This is a genomic window from Burkholderia cepacia complex sp. TUM26381 (assembly GCF_057439935.1).
The window spans coordinates 3,369,658-3,387,009 of sequence record NZ_CM172006.1 but is presented as its reverse complement, the minus strand read 5'-3'; the positions used below and the strand labels follow the sequence as shown (position 1 = coordinate 3,387,009).

Below are 17,352 nucleotides of genomic sequence, written 5' to 3'. Positions count from 1 at the left end.
GTCGGCGCGCTCAGGCGAGCGCGGCGGCGGCCGTGGCGCGCGTGCGGGCCGTGCGGCGGGCGCGGCAGGCGTCGCCGAAGGCGCGGAAGATCGCGCTCGACAGCGGGTCCTGCGCATGGCGCCATTCGGGGTGCCACTGCACGGCGAGTGCGAACGCCGGTGCGTCGACGACGCTGACGGCCTCGATCAGGCCGTCCGGTGCGACGGCTTCGACGGCGAGGCCGGAGCCGAGCTGCGCGATGCCCTGCTTGTGCAGCGAGTTCACGTGCACTTCGTCGCGGCCGCCGGCGAGTGCGTGCAGCTTGCCGCCGGGCGTCAGCCGCACGACGTGCGCGGGGCCGTATTGCGTGTCCATCGGCGCGTCGTCGTCCTCACGGTGGTCGGCGAGGCCCGGCACGTCATGCACGTGCTGGTGCAGCGTGCCGCCGCAGACGACGTTCAGCTCCTGGAAGCCGCGGCAGACGGCGAGCACGGGCACGCCCGCAGCGATCGCCGCGCGCAGCAGCGGCAGCGTCGTCGCGTCGCGTGCCGGATCGTGCTTCGTGCCGGGCGCGCTCGGATCGCCGCCATACCGGTGCGGCTCGACGTTCGAATAGCTGCCGGTAAACAGCAGGCCGTCGACTGCGTCGAGCACGTCGTCGACCGGCTGGCGTTCGCCGAGTGCGGGCAGCACCATCGCGAGCGCATGCGCGCCGTCGACGATCGCGGCGACGTACTTGTCGCCGACCGTATGCGACGCGTGAGCGCCGATCTGGGTGAGGTCGGCGGTGAGGCCGACGAGAGGTTTCCTTTCCATGACGTCAATCAGTAATCCGTAGGGATGTGGCGTGCGCCGGGATGAATGCGGCAAAACGCAGGCACGACACGACCCCGCAGCCTGGCGCAAAGCGCAAGGCCGCTGGTGAGTGGGCGCAACGGGATGGCGTGGCGATCCGCGCTGCGCGCGACGATCAGGCCGTCGTTCGTTTCATTGCGATACGCGACGCGGCAACGAATGCGCGAACGCGTTCCGTCACCGCACGGACGATGCGGTTGGCGAATCGGCAAACAAAACGAACGACGTGAAGAAAGGAGAGGCGCTACGGCAGCAGCGACGCCACTTCGTCGGTATCGACGGCGACGAATGCGCGTGCGGAAACGGCGTTGTGGCGCCGAACGGAACGACGGGACAGGATGGTGTAGATCGACAGGTGAAGCAGGCGAGGACTATGCCAGCCGCAACTGCCGTCGGAAGCGGGAACGGCGCTGCGCAAACTTCGCACATCGCCTCGATCCCACCTCACCAGAGGGCCACGGACTCTCACGATTACACTCGACTGGGTTGTTGAAAGTATTGAACACCCGACCGTTTCAACGCACTGGGCGTTTAAAATAATCAAGGCGCCGGTCCTGCGCCACTTACATTGACGGGCATCAATTGTTGCGTTGCGATAACGCTTTTCGATGCCTGTGAAAGCCTGATGACGCTGACCTGAGAGCCAGCATATACGAGCCAAAAACGGCGTCAAATGTTTTTTAACGGTCCTGCATCAGGGGTTTCCCGAGCAGTGCGTATAAAAGATTCGTAAAACGAATAATCGACTTGGTGTTCATTATTTCGAACGCCTTTCAGGGTTTTCCCCGCTGATCTGCGGCATAAAGTGATTAGAATATTCAACGGCTGTCCACTGCGTCGTTTCACTTTGTCATCGCACTTATCGTGTCCGAAACCGAATCGATGTCCACCGAAGTCGCCGAGCGCCTGCGCTTCGTGCGCAACAAGCATGGCCTGTCGCAGCGCGAACTCGCGAAGCGCGCCGGCGTGACCAACGGCACGATCTCGCTGATCGAACAGGGGCGCGTGAGCCCGTCGGTCGGCTCGCTGAAGAAGTTGCTCGAATGCATCCCGATGAGCCTCGCGGAGTTCTTCACGTTCGAGCTCGTCGAATCGCGCTCGGTCGTGTCGCGCCGTGACGAAATGCCGAACCTCGGCAACGACACGCTCGCGTTTCATCTGGTCGGCGCGAGCGTGAAGGATCGCAACATGTGCATCCTGCGCGAGATCTATCAGCCGCACGCCGACACGGGGCCCGAGATGCTCGTGCACGCGGGGCACGAGGGCGGTGTCGTCGTGTCGGGCCGGCTCGAGCTGACCGTCGACGGCGCGACGTGGCTGCTCGACCCCGGAGACGGCTACTACTTCGAAAGCCGTTTGCCGCACCGTTTTCGCAATCCCAGCGCGGATCTGATCTGCGAGGTCGTCTCGGCCAATTCGCCGGCGACCTTCTGACCGCGCGTCACCGCATTCGCTGACGGCCGGCCGCGCGCGACGCGCGCGGCGTGCCGCATCGCGAATGTCACAACATTGAGGCATCCTGATGAACAAGTTGACTTTGGCTGACTGGCAGGACAAGGCGGCGTCGCTCGAGATCGAAGGGCGCGCATTCATCGACGGCGCGTCGCGCGACGCGCACGGCGGCAAGACGTTCGACTGCGTGAGCCCGATCGACGGCCGCGTGCTGGCGAAGGTCGCCGACTGCGGCGAAGCGGACGTGAACGCAGCCGTCGCGGCCGCACGCCGCGCATTCGACGCAGGCGTGTGGGCCGGCCTGAATCCGCGCGCGCGCAAGGCCGTGCTGCTGCGCTGGGCCGCGCTGATGCGCGAGCATCTCGACGAGCTGTCGCTGCTCGAGACGCTCGACGCCGGCAAGCCGATCGGCGATACGACGACGGTCGACGTGCCGGGCGCCGCGTACTGTGTCGAATGGTTTGCGGAAGCGATCGACAAGGTCGGCGGCGAGGTCGCGCCGGCCGACCATCATCTGGTCGGGCTCGTCACGCGCGAGCCGGTCGGCGTGGTGGCGGCCGTCGTGCCGTGGAACTTCCCGATCCTGATGGCCGCATGGAAATTCGGTCCCGCGCTCGCGGCCGGCAACAGCGTCGTGCTGAAGCCGTCGGAGAAATCGCCGCTGACCGCGATCCGCGTCGCGCAGCTCGCGTTCGAAGCCGGTATCCCGGCCGGCGTGTTCAACGTCGTGCCGGGCGCCGGCGAGCCGGGCAAGCTGCTCGCGCTGCATCGCGACGTCGACTGCATCGCGTTCACGGGCTCGACGGCCGTCGGCAAGCTGATCATGCAGTACGCCGCGCAGTCGAACCTGAAGCGCGCGTGGCTCGAGCTTGGCGGCAAGTCGCCGAACATCGTGCTGTCCGATTGCCCCGACCTCGACCGCGCGGCGCAGACCGCGGCCGGTGCGATCTTCTACAACATGGGCGAGATGTGCACGGCCGGCTCGCGGCTGCTCGTGCATCGCGACATCAAGGATGCGTTCATCGAGAAGCTCGTCGCGGCTGCACGCGCATACGTGCCGGGCAACCCGCTCGATCCGTCGGTGTCGATGGGGGCGATCGTCGACGGCATCCAGCTCGAGCGCGTGCTCGGTTATATCGACGCAGGACGCAGCGAAGGCCGGCTCGTCACGGGCGGTGCGCGCGTGAAGCAGGAGACGGGCGGCTTCTACGTCGAGCCGACGGTGTTCGAGGTGAAGCCCGATGCGAAGATCGCGCGCGAGGAGATCTTCGGGCCCGTGTTGTCGGTGATCGTGTTCGACGACGTCGACGAGGCCGTGCGGATCGCGAACGACACCGAATACGGGCTGGCCGCGGCCGTGTGGACGTCGAACCTGACGACCGCGCACGACGTGTCGCGCCGGCTGCGTGCGGGCACCGTGTGGGTGAACTGCTATGACGAAGGCGGCGACATGAACTTCCCGTTCGGCGGCTACAAGCAGTCGGGCAACGGCCGCGACAAGTCGCTGCACGCGCTCGAGAAGTACACCGAGCTGAAGTCGACGCTGATCCGGCTGCGCTGACGCGATGCCGGGCGCCGGCGCATCGCCGTTCGGCGGTGCGCCAGCCATCGTGCGCGCGTTATGCGCTGCGCAGCGCGGGGTGGAAGCCGGCGGCTTCGATGATCGACTGCACGCGCTGCGCGCCTTGCGCCGATTCGACCTTGACGATCTTCGCCGCGACGTCGATGTCGAGCTTCGCGGCGGGATCGGCGGCCGTCACCGCGCGCGTGATCGCATTGGCGCAGCCGCCGCAGGTCATGTCCTGGACTTCGAATTCCATCGTGTTCTCCTGAGTTGACGATTGACGAACACCGTCAGCATGAAGTTTGCCATGGTGGGAAGGTCAAGCGTTGTGTGCAGGATACCTTGCGGCCGATGATGCGTATGGCTGTAATCGGACGAATCGGCGCGCTGCCGCCATGCCGGTCGGTGTTTGGCCCGATTGACCGCGGCCGTGCCGTGTCGCGCGCCGGGAAAAGCCTTTCCGGACAACGCTCGGCGAAACGGTATGAAGCGCGATCCCCATAGCGGCAACGCGGGCATTCAATGAGGAAATGCGAATCGCTCTTAGTATCGATTCCCCTCAAGATCCGTTCTCCGCTTCCGACCATGAATCGTTTTGCTTTTGGCTTCGCGCTGGCCCTGCTGGGCGCATCGGCAACGTCCGCATTCGCTGCCGACGACGTCGTCAACCTGACCCTGAAGGACCACAAGTTTTCGCCCGACGGCGTGACGATTCCCGCCGGCAAGAAGGTGAAATTCGTCGTGAAGAACCTCGACGCGACGCCCGCGGAATTCGAGAGCGACGACTTCAAGGCGGAGAAGGTCGTGCCGGCCGGCAAGTCGGTCGAGATCCTGGTCGGGCCGCTGAAGGCCGGTACTTACGAATTCCACGACGAGTATCACGAAGCGCAGTCGAAGACGCACCTGACCGTCAAGTAAGCCGATACCGACATGCTGTCTACTGCCCTGATCGTCTTTCGTGAAGTGCTCGAGGCCGCGCTGGTGGTCTCGATCGTGATGGCCGCCACGAAGGGCGTGCCGCGACGCGGCTGGTGGGTGAGCGGCGGGCTGGCCGGCGGCGTGATCGGCGCCGGCCTGATCGCGGCGTTCGCCGACGTGATCTCGCAATGGGCGTCCGGCATGGGGCAGGAAGTCTTCAACGCGGGCGTGATGTTCGTCGCGACGCTGATGCTCGCGTGGCACTGCATCTGGATGAGCCGGCACGGCCGCGAGATGGCGCTGCACATGGGTGAGGTCGGCCGGGCTGTGGCGGCCGGCAGCCGGCCGCTGACGGGGCTGGCCATCGTGGTCGGCGTCGCGGTGCTGCGCGAGGGTTCCGAGGCCGTGCTGTTCCTGTACGGGATCGCGGCGGGCGATCCGGGACAGACGCCGCAGATGATCGCCGGCGGGCTGCTCGGCGTGCTCGGCGGCGCCGGGCTCGGCTATGCGATGTATGCGGGCCTGCTGCAGATTCCGTTGAAGCGCCTGTTCTCCGTGACCAACGCGCTGATCGTGCTGCTCGCGGCGGGGATGGCGAGCCAGTGCGTCGGCTTCCTGCTGGCTGCGGGCCTCGTGCCGTCGTGGGGCGATGCGGTCTGGGATACGTCGTGGCTGCTCAAGGAATCGAGCATCGTCGGCAAGGCACTGCATACGCTGATCGGCTATACCGCGCGTCCTGCGGGCATCCAGATTGCCGCGTACGTCGCGACGCTGGTGGCGATTCTCGTGCTGGCACGGCTCGTCGGCCGGCCGCAGGAGACGGTGAGGCCGCCGCGCGCCGCTGCGTGAGTTTTCCCGGGTTCGAATGAAAGAAGGGGCGTCATGGACGCCCCTTCTTTCATGTGCGATGCGTGCAACCGGGTTCGGTCAACTGTGGTTGTCGATCCACGCGCGGGCCCATTCGAGCCCCGCATTGCGCGCGTCGTCTTCGGTGTCGAACACGCCGAGTACGCCGGACGCTTCCACGAGCCGGTTGTTCTGCGTGATCGTGCCGCTTGCCGCGAAGCGTTCCGGCTGCATGATCTCGTCCTGCTGCAGGATCGCGTGGCCCCAGATCTGGTAGCCGTGGTAGGTCTGCGCTTCCATTATCGAGTCACCTCCGCGGAGCGGCCGTGCGTGCCGACCTGCAGCACGTTGCCGTCCGGCGTGTATTGACGCGGGATGTTGGAGAAGCTTAGCGCGTGCGTCTCGTCGGCGCCGGCAGGGTGCATCACCGTGAGACGGCCAGGCGCAGGTTGCGCGACCGGGCGCGGTGCAGCCGGCGTGTCGGTCGCGGTGGCTGCCGGGCGATGCGAACCGGCTTTCACGGCCTGCGCGACGCGGCGCTTGTGCGGTTTCGCGGCGGCTTTCGGCGTGGCGCTCGCGTGCTTCTCCGCGCCCTTGCCGGTGCGTACGTCGGCGCCCGTGTGCGGGGCCGGCATACGGGCATCCGGCGTACGGGCATCCGGCATACGGGCATCCGGCGTACGGGCATCCGGTGTGCGTGCCGCGGGATGCCGCGCCTCGGGCGGGTTCCAGACCTCGACATAGTGCTCGGCGGCCCAGCCAGTCGACGCGAACGTCAGCGCCAGCAAGCCACATCCAAACAGTCTTACCATTGTCTCTCCGTCTGTCTTGTCAGCGCGCCGCGCCGACCGGCATTTCGCCTTACTCCACCGTCACCGATTTCGCGAGGTTCCGCGGCTTGTCGACGTCGGTGCCGCGCGCACACGCGGTGTGATACGCGAGCAACTGCAGCGGCACGACGTGCAGGATCGGCGACAGCTGGCCGTAGTGCTCCGGCATCCGGATCACGTGCAGGCCGTCGTCGTTGACGATCTGCGTATCGGCATCGGCGAACACGTACAGCTCGCCGCCGCGCGCGCGCACTTCCTGCATGTTCGACTTCAGCTTCTCGAGCAGCGTGTCGTTCGGCGCGACCGTGACGACCGGCATCGCTTCCGTGACGAGCGCGAGCGGCCCGTGCTTCAGTTCGCCGGCCGGATAGGCCTCGGCGTGGATGTACGAGATTTCCTTCAGCTTCAGCGCGCCTTCGAGCGCGATCGGGTAGTGCAGCCCGCGGCCGAGGAACAGCGCGTTTTCCTTGCGTGCGAATTCTTCCGACCACGCGATGATCTGCGGCTCCAGCACGAGCACGCTGTTCAGCGCGGCCGGCAGGTGGCGCAGCTGCTTCAGGAATTCGGCTTCCTGCGCGGCGTCGACGTGCCCGCGCAGCTTGCCGAGCGTCGCGGCCAGCACGAACAGCGCGACGAGCTGCGTCGTGAACGCCTTCGTCGACGCGACACCGATCTCGGTGCCCGCGTGCGTCAGGAATTGCATCTCGGTCAGGCGCACCATCGCGCTCGTCGCGACGTTGCAGACGGCGAGGGTATGCGTGTGGCCGAGCGACTGCGCATGCTTGAGCGCCGCGAGCGTATCGGCCGTCTCGCCCGACTGCGAGATCACGAGCACGAGCTGGCGCGGGTTCGGCACCGATTCGCGATAGCGGTACTCGCTGGCGATCTCGACCTGGGTCGGGATCTTCGCGATCGATTCGAGCCAGTACTTCGCGGTGAGGCCCGAGTAGTAGCTCGTGCCGCACGCGAGGATCAGCAGGCTGTCGATCTCCGCGAACGCGGCGGGCGCGGCGTCGCCGAACAGCGTCGCGTCGAACGCTTCCGTCTGCGGCACGGTATCGCTGATCGCGCGCGGCTGCTCGAAGATTTCCTTCTGCATGAAGTGGCGATACGGGCCGAGCTCGACCGCGCCGCCGTACGCGCTGACGACGCGGATTTCACGTTGCACGGTGGCGCCGAGGCGGTCGACGATCGTCACGCCGTCGAGCGACAGCTCGCACACGTCGCCTTCCTCGAGGAACGTGAAGCGGTCGGTGCTGCCCGCGAGCGCGAGCGCGTCGGACGCGAGGAAGTTCTCGCCGTCGCCGTGACCGACGACGAGCGGCGAACCCTGGCGCGCGCCGACGACGGTGTGCGGCTGGTCCTTGTGGATCACGGCGATCGCATACGCGCCGTGCAGCTGATGCACGGCTTCGCGCACGGCGTCGAACAGGTTGCCGCGGTACAGGCTGTGCACGAGGTGGGCGATCACCTCGGTGTCGGTCTGCGACACGAATTCGTAGCCCTTCGCACGCAGCGCGTCGCGCAGCGGCTCGAAGTTCTCGATGATGCCGTTGTGCACGAGCGCGAGCGCGTCCGACGAGAAGATCGGGTGCGCGTTGTGCGTGACGGGCGCGCCATGCGTGGCCCAGCGCGTGTGCGCGACGCCCGTCGTGCCTTCGAGGTGCGACTCGCGCACCTGCGTGTCGAGATCGGCGACACGTGCGACGCTGCGCGCGCGCTTCGGTGCGCCCGGCTCGAGCACGGCGACGCCGCACGAGTCGTAGCCACGGTATTCGAGGCGCCGCAAACCTTCGATCAGCACCGGAACGATATTACGCTGCGCAACTGCGCCGACAATGCCGCACATGAAATCTACCTTCTATGTCGAAGCGGATGCCGTAGGGCACCCGCGTGATGTTAAGTTTTCTTCTTGACCGGGCGGACGTAACCGCTCTTCGCGGTCTGGGTCTTCTCGTTCAATGCGAGCAGGCCGTCGGCCACGTCCTTCCAGATCGTCGTGCCGGCGGCGATCGTCACGCCGCGGCCGACGCGCACGGGCGCGACGAGCTGCGTGTCGGAGCCGACGAACACGTCGTCCTCGATCACGGTGCGGAACTTGTTCGCGCCGTCGTAGTTGCAGGTGATCGTGCCCGCGCCGATGTTCACGCGCGCGCCGATGTCGGCGTCGCCGATGTACGTGAGGTGGTTCGCCTTCGAACCGTGGCCGATCACCGCGTTCTTCACCTCGACGAAGTTGCCGACGTGGGCTTCGTCCGCGAGCTGCGCGCCCGGGCGCAGCCGTGCGTACGGGCCGATCACGGTGTTCGCGCCGAGCGCGGCGCCGTCGATATGCGTGAACGCGTCGATGCGCGTGCCGGCGCCGACCGACGCATTGCGGATCACGCAGTTCGGGCCGATCGTCACGTTGTCGGCGAGCGTCACGTTACCTTCGAACACGCAGTTCACGTCGATCGACACGTCGCGGCCGCAGTGCAGCGTGCCGCGCACGTCGAGGCGCGCCGGATCGGCGAGCGTGACGCCGTCGACGAGCAGCGTGTTCGCGACATTGCGCTGGTGAATCCGCTCGAGTTCCGCGAGCTGCGCCTTGCTGTTCACGCCGAGCGTTTCCCATTCCTCGTCGGGCTGCGACGTGACGACCTCGAAGCCGGCCTCGATCGCGAGTTCGACGACGTCGGTCAGGTAGTACTCGCCCTGCGCGTTTTCGTTCTTCAGCGCGCCGAGCCACATCGACAGCTGGGCCGTCGGCGTGACGATGATGCCCGTGTTGATCTCGGCGATCCTCAACTCGTCCGGCGACGCGTCCTTCTGCTCGACGATGCGCGTGACGAAGCCCGATGCGTCGCGCACGATGCGGCCATAGCCGGTCGGGTCGTCGAGCGTGACGGTCAGAATCCCGTAGCGGCCTTCGCGCGCGGCGTCGACGAGGCGCTGCAGCGTCGATGCGCGCGTGAGCGGCACGTCGCCGTACAGCACGAGCGTCGGTTGGGCGGGATCGAGGAGCGGCAGCGCCTGGCGCACCGCATGGCCGGTGCCGAGCTGCTCGGCCTGCACCGCGAACTGGACATCGGGTGCGGCGACGGCGGCCTGGACCTGCTCGGCGCCGTGACCGACGACGACGACGAGCCGGGACGGCTGCAGCGTGCGCGCGGTGTCGATGACGTGGGAGAGGAGCGGCCTGCCGGCCAGGGGGTGAAGCACTTTCGGCAGCGCGGAACGCATGCGCTTGCCGGTGCCTGCCGCCAAAATCACGATATTCATGGCGCCAGCTTGTCAGAGGAGTTCGAAGCCGTCCATTTTAGCATGCGGCCCCCGCCGTTCCGGGCCTGTCGCGGCGGGGCGACAGCGCCGGAAAGGGGGCGCGGGCCCCGGTTCCGGCGGCGTTCCGGCCCCGCTTACAGGTCGTCGAACTGGACGATCGAGATCGGCCGGGCCGCGCCCGGCGCCGAGGTGTCGTCGCCCGATGCGCACGGTTCCTCGTCGAACGCGATGTCGCCTTGCGGATCGGCAACGCCTGTCGCGCGCAGCGACTGGAACGGGTGCAGCGTCGTATCCATCAGGTGCGACGGCACGACCTTCGCGAGCGCGTTGAACATGTTCTCGACGCGGCCCGGGAAGCGCTTGTCCCATTCGCGGATCAGCGCCTTCATTTCCGCGCGCTTCAGGTTCGGCTGGCTGCCGCACAGGTTGCACGGGATGATCGGGAATTCGCGCAGCTCCGCGTATTTCTCCAGATCGGTTTCCTTCACGTAGGCGAGCGGGCGGATCACGATGTTCTTGCCGTCGTCCGACTGCAGCTTCGGCGGCATCCCCTTCAGCTTGCCGCCGTAGAACATGTTGAGCAGCAGCGTCTGCACGATGTCGTCGCGGTGGTGGCCGAGCGCGATCTTGGTCGCGCCGAGCTCGCCGGCCACCCGATACAGGATCCCGCGGCGCAGCCGCGAGCACAGCGAGCAGGTCGTCTTGCCTTCGGGTACGAGCCGCTTGACGATGCTGTAGGTGTCCTGGTTCTCGATGTGGAACGGCACGCCGACCTGCTTCAGGTATTCCGGCAGCACGTGCTCCGGGAAGCCCGGCTGCTTCTGGTCGAGGTTCACCGCGACGATGTCGAAGTCGATCGGCGCGCGCTCGCGCAGGCGCAGCAACACGTCGAGCATCGCGTAGCTGTCCTTGCCGCCCGACAGGCACACCATCACCTTGTCGCCTTGCTCGATCATGTTGAAGTCGCCGATCGCCTGGCCGACCTGGCGCACGATCCGCTTGAACAGCTTGTTGTTCTCGTACGCGTCCTTCTGTTCGCGGCGCGTCAGCACCGGGCGGCCGGCCGGGGCGGCGTCGTCGAGGGGGGCGGCATCGGCCGCCGTGTCATTCATGTGGGGGGCGTTCATGCGCGCTCCTCGTCCTTGATGCGAAAGACTTCGACGCCGACGGCGTCGCAGTCCGGATAGGCGTCCGGTTTCTCGGTACAGACGCGTACCGCGCGCACGGCATCGTGCGCCAGCAGGCGCGCGGCGATCGCGTCGCACAGCGTTTCCTGCAGATGGATGTGGCCGCGCGCCACGCATTGCGCGACGCTCTGCTTCATCAGGTCGTAGTCGACGACTTCATGCAGCCGGTCGTCGACGGGGGTGGACAGCGCGAGCGGCACGAACAGGTCGACGTTGATGACGACGCGCTGCTCGCCGCGCTTCTCGTGTTCGAAGGCCCCGATGTTGATGTGCACCTCGTAGTCGCGCAGGTAGAGCCTGCGGCAATCCGCGAGGCGGGGGTGCAGGAGAGCGGAAAACATGGTCGTCCCAGTCAAATTGGCGTGCGCGCACGCAAAGCGGCGCGGGCGGCGGCAGTCAGGCCGCGCGATCCGCGCAGTTCATTCATTCGGGCCGGCGGCAGGCGGCACGAGGTGCTCGCCGCCGTCGACGGTCAGCGTCGCGCCCGTCACGCCGGGCGCGCTCGCGAGATAGCAGGCGGCCGCCGCGATGTCGTCCGCGTGCGGCGCGTGGCCGCGCACGAGCGCCGCGACCCGCACCTTCGGCGCGAGCGCCAGCGCCAGCGCCGACGTCGCGCGGTTCAGCGCGGCCTGCATCAGCGCGTGCGACAGCTGCGCCGGCGCCGGGTGAAACAGGGCCTGATCCAGCACGTGGATCGCGCAGGCGCGCAGCGCTTCATGCTCGCGCGCGGCGTCGGGCGTCGCGTCGGCGAGCGCACGGGCCACTGCGAGCGGCGCGGTCACGTTGCGCGCGAGCGCGCCGGCGAGCGATGCGCCGTCGACCGTTTGCGCGTCGTCGGCGCCCGCGCTGGCGCTGACGAACACCGCGCACGCCGGCCGGCCGAGCGCTTCGCAGCACGCGGCGACGACGGCGGCCGCATCGGCTTCCAGGGCCAGATCGGCGTCGAGCACGGCCGCGCGGCGGCCGAGCGCCGCGACTTCGGCGACGAGCGCATCGGCGGCCGCGCGCGGCGCGCCGTGGCTGCGCTGCAACGCGACGTCCCAGCCGCGGCGGGCGAAACCGGTCGCGAGCGCACGGCCGATCGATGCGGCGTCGGCTGCGCTGCCCAGGGCGCCCGTGACGAGCACCACGCGCGGGGTCGACGTATCGGCTGAAACGGTCATTTACAATGCCGGGATGAACCCGAAAGCTCACGAACCCGCTAGTTTACCTGCTCCCGGCCCCGACGCGCTCGCGCAGTCCGAAACCCTTGCCGCGCAACTGCGCGACGAGCTCGCGGCGGCCGGCGGCTGGCTGCCGTTCGACCGCTTCATGGAGCGCGCGCTGTATGCGCCGGGCCTCGGCTATTACAGCGGCGGCGCACGCAAGTTCGGGCGCCGCGCCGACGACGGCAGCGACTTCGTCACCGCGCCCGAGCTGTCGCCGCTGTTCGCGCAGACGCTCGCGCAGCCGGTCGCGGAAGCGCTCGCGGCGAGCGGCACGCGCCGCGTGATGGAATTCGGCGCCGGCACGGGCAAGCTCGCGGCCGGGCTGCTCGCCGCGCTCGACGCGCAGGGCGTCGAACTTGACGAATACCTGATCGTCGACCTGTCCGGCGAACTGCGCGAACGGCAGCGCGACACGATCGAGGCCGCCGCGCCGGCGCTGGCCGCGAAGGTGCGCTGGCTCGATGCGCTGCCCGAGCGGTTCGAGGGCGTCGTGGTCGGCAACGAGGTGCTCGACGCGATGCCGGTGCGGCTGTTCGCGAAGGCGGACGGCGCGTGGCACGAGCGCGGCGTCGCGCTCGACGCGCAGCAGGCGTTCGTGTTCGACGACCGGCCTGCCGGCGCGGCCGGCCTGCCGCCGGTGCTCGCGGGGCTCGACGTCGGCGACGGCTACGTGACCGAAACGCACGAGGCCGCGCTGGCGTTCACGCGCACCGTCTGCACGATGCTCGCGCGCGGCGCGGTGCTGCTGGTCGACTACGGCTTTCCGGCGCACGAGTTCTATCACCCGCAGCGCGACCGCGGCACGCTGATGTGCCACTACCGTCACCATGCGCACGATGATCCGTTCCTTTACCCCGGCCTGCAGGACATCACAGCGCATGTCGAATTCACCGGCATCTACGATGCGGCCGTCGCGACCGGCGCCGACCTGCTCGGCTACACGTCGCAGGCGCGCTTCCTGCTGAACGCGGGCATCACCGACGCGCTGGCCGCGATCGACCCGTCCGACATCCGCGCGTTCCTGCCGGCCGCGAACGCGGTGCAGAAGCTGATCTCGGAAGCCGAGATGGGCGAGCTGTTCAAGGTGATCGCGTTCTCGCGCGGCATCGACGGCACGCTCGACGCGTTCGCGCGCGGCGACCGCTCGCACGCACTCTGACGGGAGCCCGGCATGCTGCGCTGGCTGTTGACGACGTTCATCGCGGTGATGATCCTGACGCGCTGCTGGCCGTGGCTCGGCAAGCTCGGCATCGGGCGGATGCCGGGCGACGTCACGCTGACGCTCGGCGGGCGGCGCTACCCGTTCCCGTTCATGTCGACGCTGGTGCTGACGATGCTGCTATCGATGGTGGCGCGGCTGCTCTGAGCCGCGCCGAAAAGGGGGGGCGTTACAGCTCGATCTCGCCGAGGATCCGGTGCGCGAGCGCCTTCGCCTCGTCGAACGCTTCTTCCTCGCTGGGGCTCGTCGAGTGGACGTCGTAACGTGTGTTCTCGGTGTCGTCGCCGTCGTCGCGCGCGAGGATCACGTAACCCTGGAACTGCCCGTTGCCCGCATGCTGGGTATGCGCCTTGGCCGTGTAGATGCCTTTCGTGAACGTGTTCGTGTCCATCGTGCTCTCCCGCAAAAGGACACTTCATCGTAGCACTGCGGCGCAGTATGGTCAGCGTCGCTTATCGGTGACCGAACAGTGTCCGGTCACCGCATTTCCATCAGCGTTCGATCAGCGCGACGACCTCGTCGAGCGTCGGCGCATGCGCGCCCGTATGCCGGCACGCGGCGGCACCGGCCGCCAGCGCGAATACGAGATGCTCGCGCCATGTGCGCTGCGGCGCGGCCATCAGGCTGAACAGCATGCCGCCGATCGATGCGTCGCCCGCGCCGACGGTGTCGGCCACCTCGACGCGCGGCGGGCTGGCCTCGTGCACGTCGCCGTCGGCATAGAGCGTCGCCGCCTGCGCGCCGCGCGTGACGAGCACGGCCGCGCGCGGGTTCAGCGCACGCACCGCCGCGACCGCGTCGGGGCCGTCGCCGCCGAACAGGTGCCGCAGGTCCTCGTCGGATACCTTGATCAGGTCGGCGAGCGCGGCCATCTTCTCCAGCGTCGGCCGGTACGCGGCCGTCATCAGGTTCCGTACGTTCGGATCGAAGCTGATCTTCACGCCGCGCGCGTGCAGGTCGGCCGCGAGCGCGGCCAGCGTGCCCGCGAGCGGTTCGCGCACGAGGCTGATGCAGCCGAAATGCGCCCATTTCACGTGATCGCTCCAGCCGGCCGGCAGCCGCGCGGGATCGAACGCGAGATCGGCGCTCGCTTCGCCGATGAAGAAGTACGCGGGCGGCCGCGTTTCGTGGACGATCGCGAGCAGCGGCGGCCGTGCAACGCGCTGCAGGAAACGCAGGTCGAGCCCGGCTGCTTCGCTCGTACGCCACAGTTCGTCGGAGAAGCAGTCTTCGCCGATCGAGCCCGCCAGCGCGCTCGGCACGCCGAGCCGCGCCACCGCGCGCGCGACGTTCCAGCCGGCGCCGCCCGGCACCGACGTCCATTGCGCGTCGCCCGCGCGCACCATGTCGGTCAGGATGTCGCCTGCCGACACGAAAGCCGGAAACGTGCCGCCGCTCATTGCGTGGGCTCGCTGCGCTGCGTGCGGGCGAGCGTCGCGAGCACGTCGTAGCACGCGCCCATCGTGTGATAGTCGGTCTTGCCGGCCGGACTCTTCTCGTCGCTGTACTTGCGGTTGTCGCAGGTGAGGATCCGGTACCACGCGCCGTAACGGTGATCGACGAAATGCGCCCAGCTATAGCGCCAGATCTCGTCGTACCAGTCCCAGAAGCGCTCGCTGCCGGTGCGCGCGCCGAGCATCGCGGCCGCCGCGAAGGTTTCCGCCTGCACCCAGAAATACTTGTTGTGGTCGCAGATCGTGAAGTCGGGGCCGAAGCCGTAGTACAGGCCGCCGTGATCGGCGTCCCACGCGTGCGTGAGCGCCGCATCGAACAGTTCGGCCGCGCGCGGCACGAGCCAGTCGAGCGGGCGGTGCCGCTCGAGGATCAGCAGCAGCTTCGCCCATTCGGTCTGGTGGCCGGGCTGGAAACCCCACGGACGGAAGATGTTCGAGCTGTCTTCCTTGTTGTAGTCCCAGTCGACCGACCAGTCCGCATGGTAGTGCTCCCACACGAGCCCGCCCGACAGCGCGGCCTGGCGCTGCGTGATGTGGGTCGCGAGCTTTTCGGCACGATCGAGGTACGTGAGGTGGCCGGTCGCTTCATAGGCCGCGAGCAGCGCTTCCGTCATGTGCATGTTCGCGTTCTGGCCGCGGTACGACGACACGGTCCAGTTCGGCGTCGCGTCGTCCGCGTACAGGCCTGCGGCCGCATCCCAGAAGCGGTGCTCGGCCAGTTCGTAGGTTGCGGCGATCAGCGGGCGGGCCTCGTCGATGCCGGCCATCGTCGCGTGCGCGGCCGCGAGCAGCACGAACGCGAGCCCGTAGCAGTGGCGCGTGCCGTCGAGCGTCTCGCGCTTCGCGCCGTCGCGCCAGTCGAGTTCCCAGTCGTAGCCCTGCAATTCGTCGTCCCAGTGCGCGTCGCGCAGGAAGCGCAGCCCGTGGCGCGCGTATTCCAGGTGGCGCGGGTCGCCGAAATGCCGGTACGCCATCGCGTAGTTGAAAACGAACCGGCAGGTGCTGACGAGGTGGCGCGACGTGCGGTTGTAGATGCTGCCGTCGTCGCGGAAGTAATGGTAGAAGCCGCCCGTCGGGTCGAACGCGTTGGTCGCGTAGAAGCGCAGCGTGTCCTCGATGTGCGACAGCAGGAACGACGGATCGCGGAAGCTCGCGACGAACGGTGCGGCTTGCGGGTGGGCGGCCGGCGCGGCCGTGCAGGGTTGGACCGGGGGCATGTTCATGATTCGGTGACCGTTGCGGTATCGAGTGCCGGGGAGCCGGCGGGCTGGCTGCTGGCCCGCACGATCAGCTCGACGGGCAGGGAAATCTCGGTGCGCTCGGGCGCGTCGGCGAGCAGCAGCTCGACGCCGCGGCGGCCGAGGGCTTCCTTGTCGACCGACAGCGTCGTGAGCGGCGGGCTCGCGTGCGCGGCGGCCGGGATGTTGTCGAAGCCGACGATCGCGATGTCGTCGGGAATCCGCAGGCCGCGCGCGGTGCACACGCGCTGCGCGGCGAGCGCCGCCGCGTCGTTGTACGCGAACACGGCTTCGGGGCGCGGGCCCGGTGCGTCGAGCAGCTGCTCCATCGCACGCGCGGCGCCGGTGTCGGGGTCGAGCCCGGCGTCGATCGTCACTTCGTACGCGGGATCGAACAGCCGCCCGGCGTCGAAGAACGCGCGCCGGTAGCCGATCGCGCGCTGCGCGATGCTGTAGTGCGCGGGCGAGCCGCCGATGAACGCAATCCGCGAGCGGCCGGTGGCGAGCAGGTGGCGCATCGCGAGCGCCGCGCCCGTCGCGTTGTCGATATTGACCGAGCGCAACCCGGGCGCCCACAGGTCGATCAGCACGAGCGGCCGGCCGGTCGCGGCGAGCGCCTCGATCGTCTCGGGCTCGATGAAGCCGGCGACCGCGATCGCGTCGGGCGCATGCGGGCGCATCTGGCGCAGCACGTCGTCGTTCGGGCCGACCGTCAGCAACGTCGGCACGATGCCGCGCTCGCGGCACGCGTCCTCGACGCCGTGCAGCACGTGCGAGAAGAACGGGCTGGCGGGAAAGCGGTTGTGCTGGCGGTGCAGCAGGAAGGTGAGTCGGCGGATGCGCGGCCGCAGCTGCGCGGGATCGTAACCGAGCTGCTGCGCGATCTCGACGATGCGCGCACGCGTGGCTTCGGACAGGCCCGGCTGGTTTTTCAGCGCACGGGAGACGGTGCCGATCGAGACCTCTGCCGCCCGTGCCACATCGCGAATGGTCGTACCCATCGTTCGGGGTCCGTTTGTTTAGGGTGAAGGCGATTGTATAGTAAAACGGATCGCGGAATTCGGGCCGGATAGCCGGGGAATACCCGCGAATAACGGGTTTTTAAGCGCTAATCTGCGAAAACGCCGTTACTAAAAATACTAAACAAAACACGAAAAAGGCAAGGTGGGCGTTCGGGTGCCGGAAGGGGGGCGTTGCGGTGGGGAAGTGGCTGGAACGCGAGCGTGTTGCGCGTGTCCGGGGACGTGTCCGGCGGCCTGCGCGGGCAGGCGGGAAGCCGGTGCGCAACGCGCCGGCCGGCGTGCGGACAGCCGCCGTCATGGCCCGGGGCGTTACCGTGT

The 17,352-nt window shown here is 68.1% G+C and carries 20 protein-coding genes; 6 read left to right on the top strand and 14 right to left on the bottom strand.

Annotated features, from left to right (window positions below):
* Positions 1 to 10: 10 nt before the first annotated feature.
* A complete protein-coding gene (locus ACWMMN_RS15900; protein WP_059233005.1) occupies positions 11 to 796 on the bottom strand; it encodes a gamma-glutamyl-gamma-aminobutyrate hydrolase family protein in 786 nt (261 codons plus the stop codon).
* 283 nt (positions 797 to 1,079) lie between these two features.
* The gene (locus tag ACWMMN_RS15895; protein WP_006488040.1) at positions 1,080 to 1,262 is read right to left on the bottom strand and encodes a hypothetical protein; all 183 of its coding nucleotides are present in this window, start codon (positions 1,260 to 1,262) and stop codon (positions 1,080 to 1,082) included.
* Positions 1,263 to 1,717: 455 nt separating this feature from the next.
* Between ACWMMN_RS15895 and ACWMMN_RS15890 the strand changes: the two genes are divergently transcribed.
* Positions 1,718 to 2,269, top strand: a complete 552-nt coding sequence (locus ACWMMN_RS15890) for a cupin domain-containing protein (protein WP_042976781.1) — start codon at positions 1,718 to 1,720, stop codon at positions 2,267 to 2,269.
* An 88-nt stretch (positions 2,270 to 2,357) separates the two neighbouring features.
* Entirely contained in the window at positions 2,358 to 3,848 is a 1,491-nt protein-coding gene (locus tag ACWMMN_RS15885; RefSeq protein WP_174994730.1) for an aldehyde dehydrogenase, read from the top strand.
* 58 nt (positions 3,849 to 3,906) lie between these two features.
* Here the strand turns inward: ACWMMN_RS15885 and ACWMMN_RS15880 are convergent, their stop codons facing one another.
* Positions 3,907 to 4,107 (bottom strand): heavy-metal-associated domain-containing protein, encoded by a 201-nt coding sequence (locus ACWMMN_RS15880; RefSeq protein WP_059233007.1) that lies wholly within the window; start codon positions 4,105 to 4,107, stop codon positions 3,907 to 3,909.
* A 329-nt stretch (positions 4,108 to 4,436) separates the two neighbouring features.
* Here ACWMMN_RS15880 and ACWMMN_RS15875 point away from each other — a divergent pair, with 329 nt between their 5' ends.
* Both ACWMMN_RS15875 and ACWMMN_RS15870 read left to right on the top strand, forming a co-directional pair.
* The gene (locus tag ACWMMN_RS15875; RefSeq protein ID WP_011353437.1) at positions 4,437 to 4,769 is read left to right on the top strand and encodes a cupredoxin domain-containing protein; all 333 of its coding nucleotides are present in this window, start codon (positions 4,437 to 4,439) and stop codon (positions 4,767 to 4,769) included.
* Between the two features lie 12 nt (positions 4,770 to 4,781).
* Positions 4,782 to 5,618 carry an FTR1 family iron permease gene (locus ACWMMN_RS15870; RefSeq protein WP_059233008.1) on the top strand — a complete coding sequence of 279 codons (837 nt, stop codon included), beginning with the start codon at positions 4,782 to 4,784 and terminating at the stop codon, positions 5,616 to 5,618.
* A 78-nt stretch (positions 5,619 to 5,696) separates the two neighbouring features.
* Here ACWMMN_RS15870 and ACWMMN_RS15865 read toward each other — a convergent pair whose 3' ends face one another.
* From ACWMMN_RS15865 to ACWMMN_RS15835, 7 genes are all read right to left on the bottom strand, one after another.
* The gene (locus ACWMMN_RS15865) at positions 5,697 to 5,915 is read right to left on the bottom strand and encodes a hypothetical protein (protein WP_059233009.1); all 219 of its coding nucleotides are present in this window, start codon (positions 5,913 to 5,915) and stop codon (positions 5,697 to 5,699) included.
* Positions 5,915 to 6,427: a hypothetical protein gene (locus tag ACWMMN_RS15860; protein WP_486422840.1), complete on the bottom strand. Its 513-nt coding sequence runs from the start codon at positions 6,425 to 6,427 to the stop codon at positions 5,915 to 5,917. The genes ACWMMN_RS15865 and ACWMMN_RS15860 overlap by 1 nt, the downstream gene beginning before the upstream one ends.
* A 49-nt stretch (positions 6,428 to 6,476) precedes the next feature.
* Positions 6,477 to 8,294, bottom strand: coding sequence for a glutamine--fructose-6-phosphate transaminase (isomerizing) (gene glmS / locus ACWMMN_RS15855; RefSeq protein ID WP_059233011.1), 1,818 nt, complete (start codon positions 8,292 to 8,294; stop codon positions 6,477 to 6,479).
* Positions 8,295 to 8,344: 50 nt separating this feature from the next.
* A complete protein-coding gene (gene glmU, locus ACWMMN_RS15850) occupies positions 8,345 to 9,706 on the bottom strand; it encodes a bifunctional UDP-N-acetylglucosamine diphosphorylase/glucosamine-1-phosphate N-acetyltransferase GlmU (protein WP_059233012.1) in 1,362 nt (453 codons plus the stop codon).
* Positions 9,707 to 9,840: 134 nt separating this feature from the next.
* On the bottom strand, positions 9,841 to 10,833 hold the full coding sequence (ttcA, locus tag ACWMMN_RS15845; protein ID WP_059233013.1) for a tRNA 2-thiocytidine(32) synthetase TtcA: 993 nt from the start codon (positions 10,831 to 10,833) through the stop codon (positions 9,841 to 9,843).
* Entirely contained in the window at positions 10,830 to 11,234 is a 405-nt protein-coding gene (locus ACWMMN_RS15840) for a dihydroneopterin aldolase (protein WP_047899203.1), read from the bottom strand. The genes ttcA and ACWMMN_RS15840 overlap by 4 nt, the downstream gene beginning before the upstream one ends.
* A gap of 78 nt (positions 11,235 to 11,312) precedes the next feature.
* On the bottom strand, positions 11,313 to 12,056 hold the full coding sequence (locus tag ACWMMN_RS15835) for an SDR family oxidoreductase (protein WP_059233014.1): 744 nt from the start codon (positions 12,054 to 12,056) through the stop codon (positions 11,313 to 11,315).
* A 13-nt stretch (positions 12,057 to 12,069) separates the two neighbouring features.
* Here ACWMMN_RS15835 and ACWMMN_RS15830 point away from each other — a divergent pair, with 13 nt between their 5' ends.
* Entirely contained in the window at positions 12,070 to 13,260 is a 1,191-nt protein-coding gene (locus ACWMMN_RS15830; protein WP_059233015.1) for a class I SAM-dependent methyltransferase, read from the top strand.
* A gap of 12 nt (positions 13,261 to 13,272) precedes the next feature.
* A complete protein-coding gene (locus ACWMMN_RS15825; RefSeq protein ID WP_006477606.1) occupies positions 13,273 to 13,467 on the top strand; it encodes a DUF2905 domain-containing protein in 195 nt (64 codons plus the stop codon).
* A 22-nt stretch (positions 13,468 to 13,489) separates the two neighbouring features.
* Here the strand turns inward: ACWMMN_RS15825 and ACWMMN_RS15820 are convergent, their stop codons facing one another.
* The 4 genes from ACWMMN_RS15820 to ACWMMN_RS15805 form a co-directional block, all read right to left on the bottom strand.
* The gene (locus tag ACWMMN_RS15820; protein WP_011353424.1) at positions 13,490 to 13,711 is read right to left on the bottom strand and encodes a hypothetical protein; all 222 of its coding nucleotides are present in this window, start codon (positions 13,709 to 13,711) and stop codon (positions 13,490 to 13,492) included.
* Between the two features lie 100 nt (positions 13,712 to 13,811).
* Positions 13,812 to 14,720 carry a carbohydrate kinase family protein gene (locus ACWMMN_RS15815; protein WP_059233016.1) on the bottom strand — a complete coding sequence of 303 codons (909 nt, stop codon included), beginning with the start codon at positions 14,718 to 14,720 and terminating at the stop codon, positions 13,812 to 13,814.
* Positions 14,717 to 15,997, bottom strand: coding sequence for an AGE family epimerase/isomerase (locus tag ACWMMN_RS15810; RefSeq protein WP_059233017.1), 1,281 nt, complete (start codon positions 15,995 to 15,997; stop codon positions 14,717 to 14,719). The genes ACWMMN_RS15815 and ACWMMN_RS15810 overlap by 4 nt, the downstream gene beginning before the upstream one ends.
* Complete coding sequence (locus ACWMMN_RS15805) at positions 15,994 to 17,013, bottom strand: LacI family DNA-binding transcriptional regulator (RefSeq protein WP_059233018.1); 1,020 nt, start codon at positions 17,011 to 17,013, stop codon at positions 15,994 to 15,996. The genes ACWMMN_RS15810 and ACWMMN_RS15805 overlap by 4 nt, the downstream gene beginning before the upstream one ends.
* Positions 17,014 to 17,352: the final 339 nt, after the last annotated feature.

Coding starts and splice junctions, on each gene's coding strand:
- ACWMMN_RS15900 (WP_059233005.1), bottom strand. CDS start 796: ATGGAAAGGAAACCTCTCGTCGGCCTCACCGCCGACCTCACCCAGATC.
- ACWMMN_RS15890 (WP_042976781.1), top strand. CDS start 1,718: ATGTCCACCGAAGTCGCCGAGCGCCTGCGCTTCGTGCGCAACAAGCAT.
- ACWMMN_RS15885 (WP_174994730.1), top strand. CDS start 2,358: ATGAACAAGTTGACTTTGGCTGACTGGCAGGACAAGGCGGCGTCGCTC.
- ACWMMN_RS15880 (WP_059233007.1), bottom strand. CDS start 4,107: ATGGAATTCGAAGTCCAGGACATGACCTGCGGCGGCTGCGCCAATGCG.
- ACWMMN_RS15875 (WP_011353437.1), top strand. CDS start 4,437: ATGAATCGTTTTGCTTTTGGCTTCGCGCTGGCCCTGCTGGGCGCATCG.
- ACWMMN_RS15870 (WP_059233008.1), top strand. CDS start 4,782: ATGCTGTCTACTGCCCTGATCGTCTTTCGTGAAGTGCTCGAGGCCGCG.
- ACWMMN_RS15865 (WP_059233009.1), bottom strand. CDS start 5,915: ATGGAAGCGCAGACCTACCACGGCTACCAGATCTGGGGCCACGCGATC.
- ACWMMN_RS15860 (WP_486422840.1), bottom strand. CDS start 6,427: ATGGTAAGACTGTTTGGATGTGGCTTGCTGGCGCTGACGTTCGCGTCG.
- glmS (WP_059233011.1), bottom strand. CDS start 8,294: ATGTGCGGCATTGTCGGCGCAGTTGCGCAGCGTAATATCGTTCCGGTG.
- glmU (WP_059233012.1), bottom strand. CDS start 9,706: ATGAATATCGTGATTTTGGCGGCAGGCACCGGCAAGCGCATGCGTTCC.
- ttcA (WP_059233013.1), bottom strand. CDS start 10,833: ATGAACGCCCCCCACATGAATGACACGGCGGCCGATGCCGCCCCCCTC.
- ACWMMN_RS15840 (WP_047899203.1), bottom strand. CDS start 11,234: ATGTTTTCCGCTCTCCTGCACCCCCGCCTCGCGGATTGCCGCAGGCTC.
- ACWMMN_RS15835 (WP_059233014.1), bottom strand. CDS start 12,056: ATGACCGTTTCAGCCGATACGTCGACCCCGCGCGTGGTGCTCGTCACG.
- ACWMMN_RS15830 (WP_059233015.1), top strand. CDS start 12,070: ATGAACCCGAAAGCTCACGAACCCGCTAGTTTACCTGCTCCCGGCCCC.
- ACWMMN_RS15825 (WP_006477606.1), top strand. CDS start 13,273: ATGCTGCGCTGGCTGTTGACGACGTTCATCGCGGTGATGATCCTGACG.
- ACWMMN_RS15820 (WP_011353424.1), bottom strand. CDS start 13,711: ATGGACACGAACACGTTCACGAAAGGCATCTACACGGCCAAGGCGCAT.
- ACWMMN_RS15815 (WP_059233016.1), bottom strand. CDS start 14,720: ATGAGCGGCGGCACGTTTCCGGCTTTCGTGTCGGCAGGCGACATCCTG.
- ACWMMN_RS15810 (WP_059233017.1), bottom strand. CDS start 15,997: ATGAACATGCCCCCGGTCCAACCCTGCACGGCCGCGCCGGCCGCCCAC.
- ACWMMN_RS15805 (WP_059233018.1), bottom strand. CDS start 17,013: ATGGGTACGACCATTCGCGATGTGGCACGGGCGGCAGAGGTCTCGATC.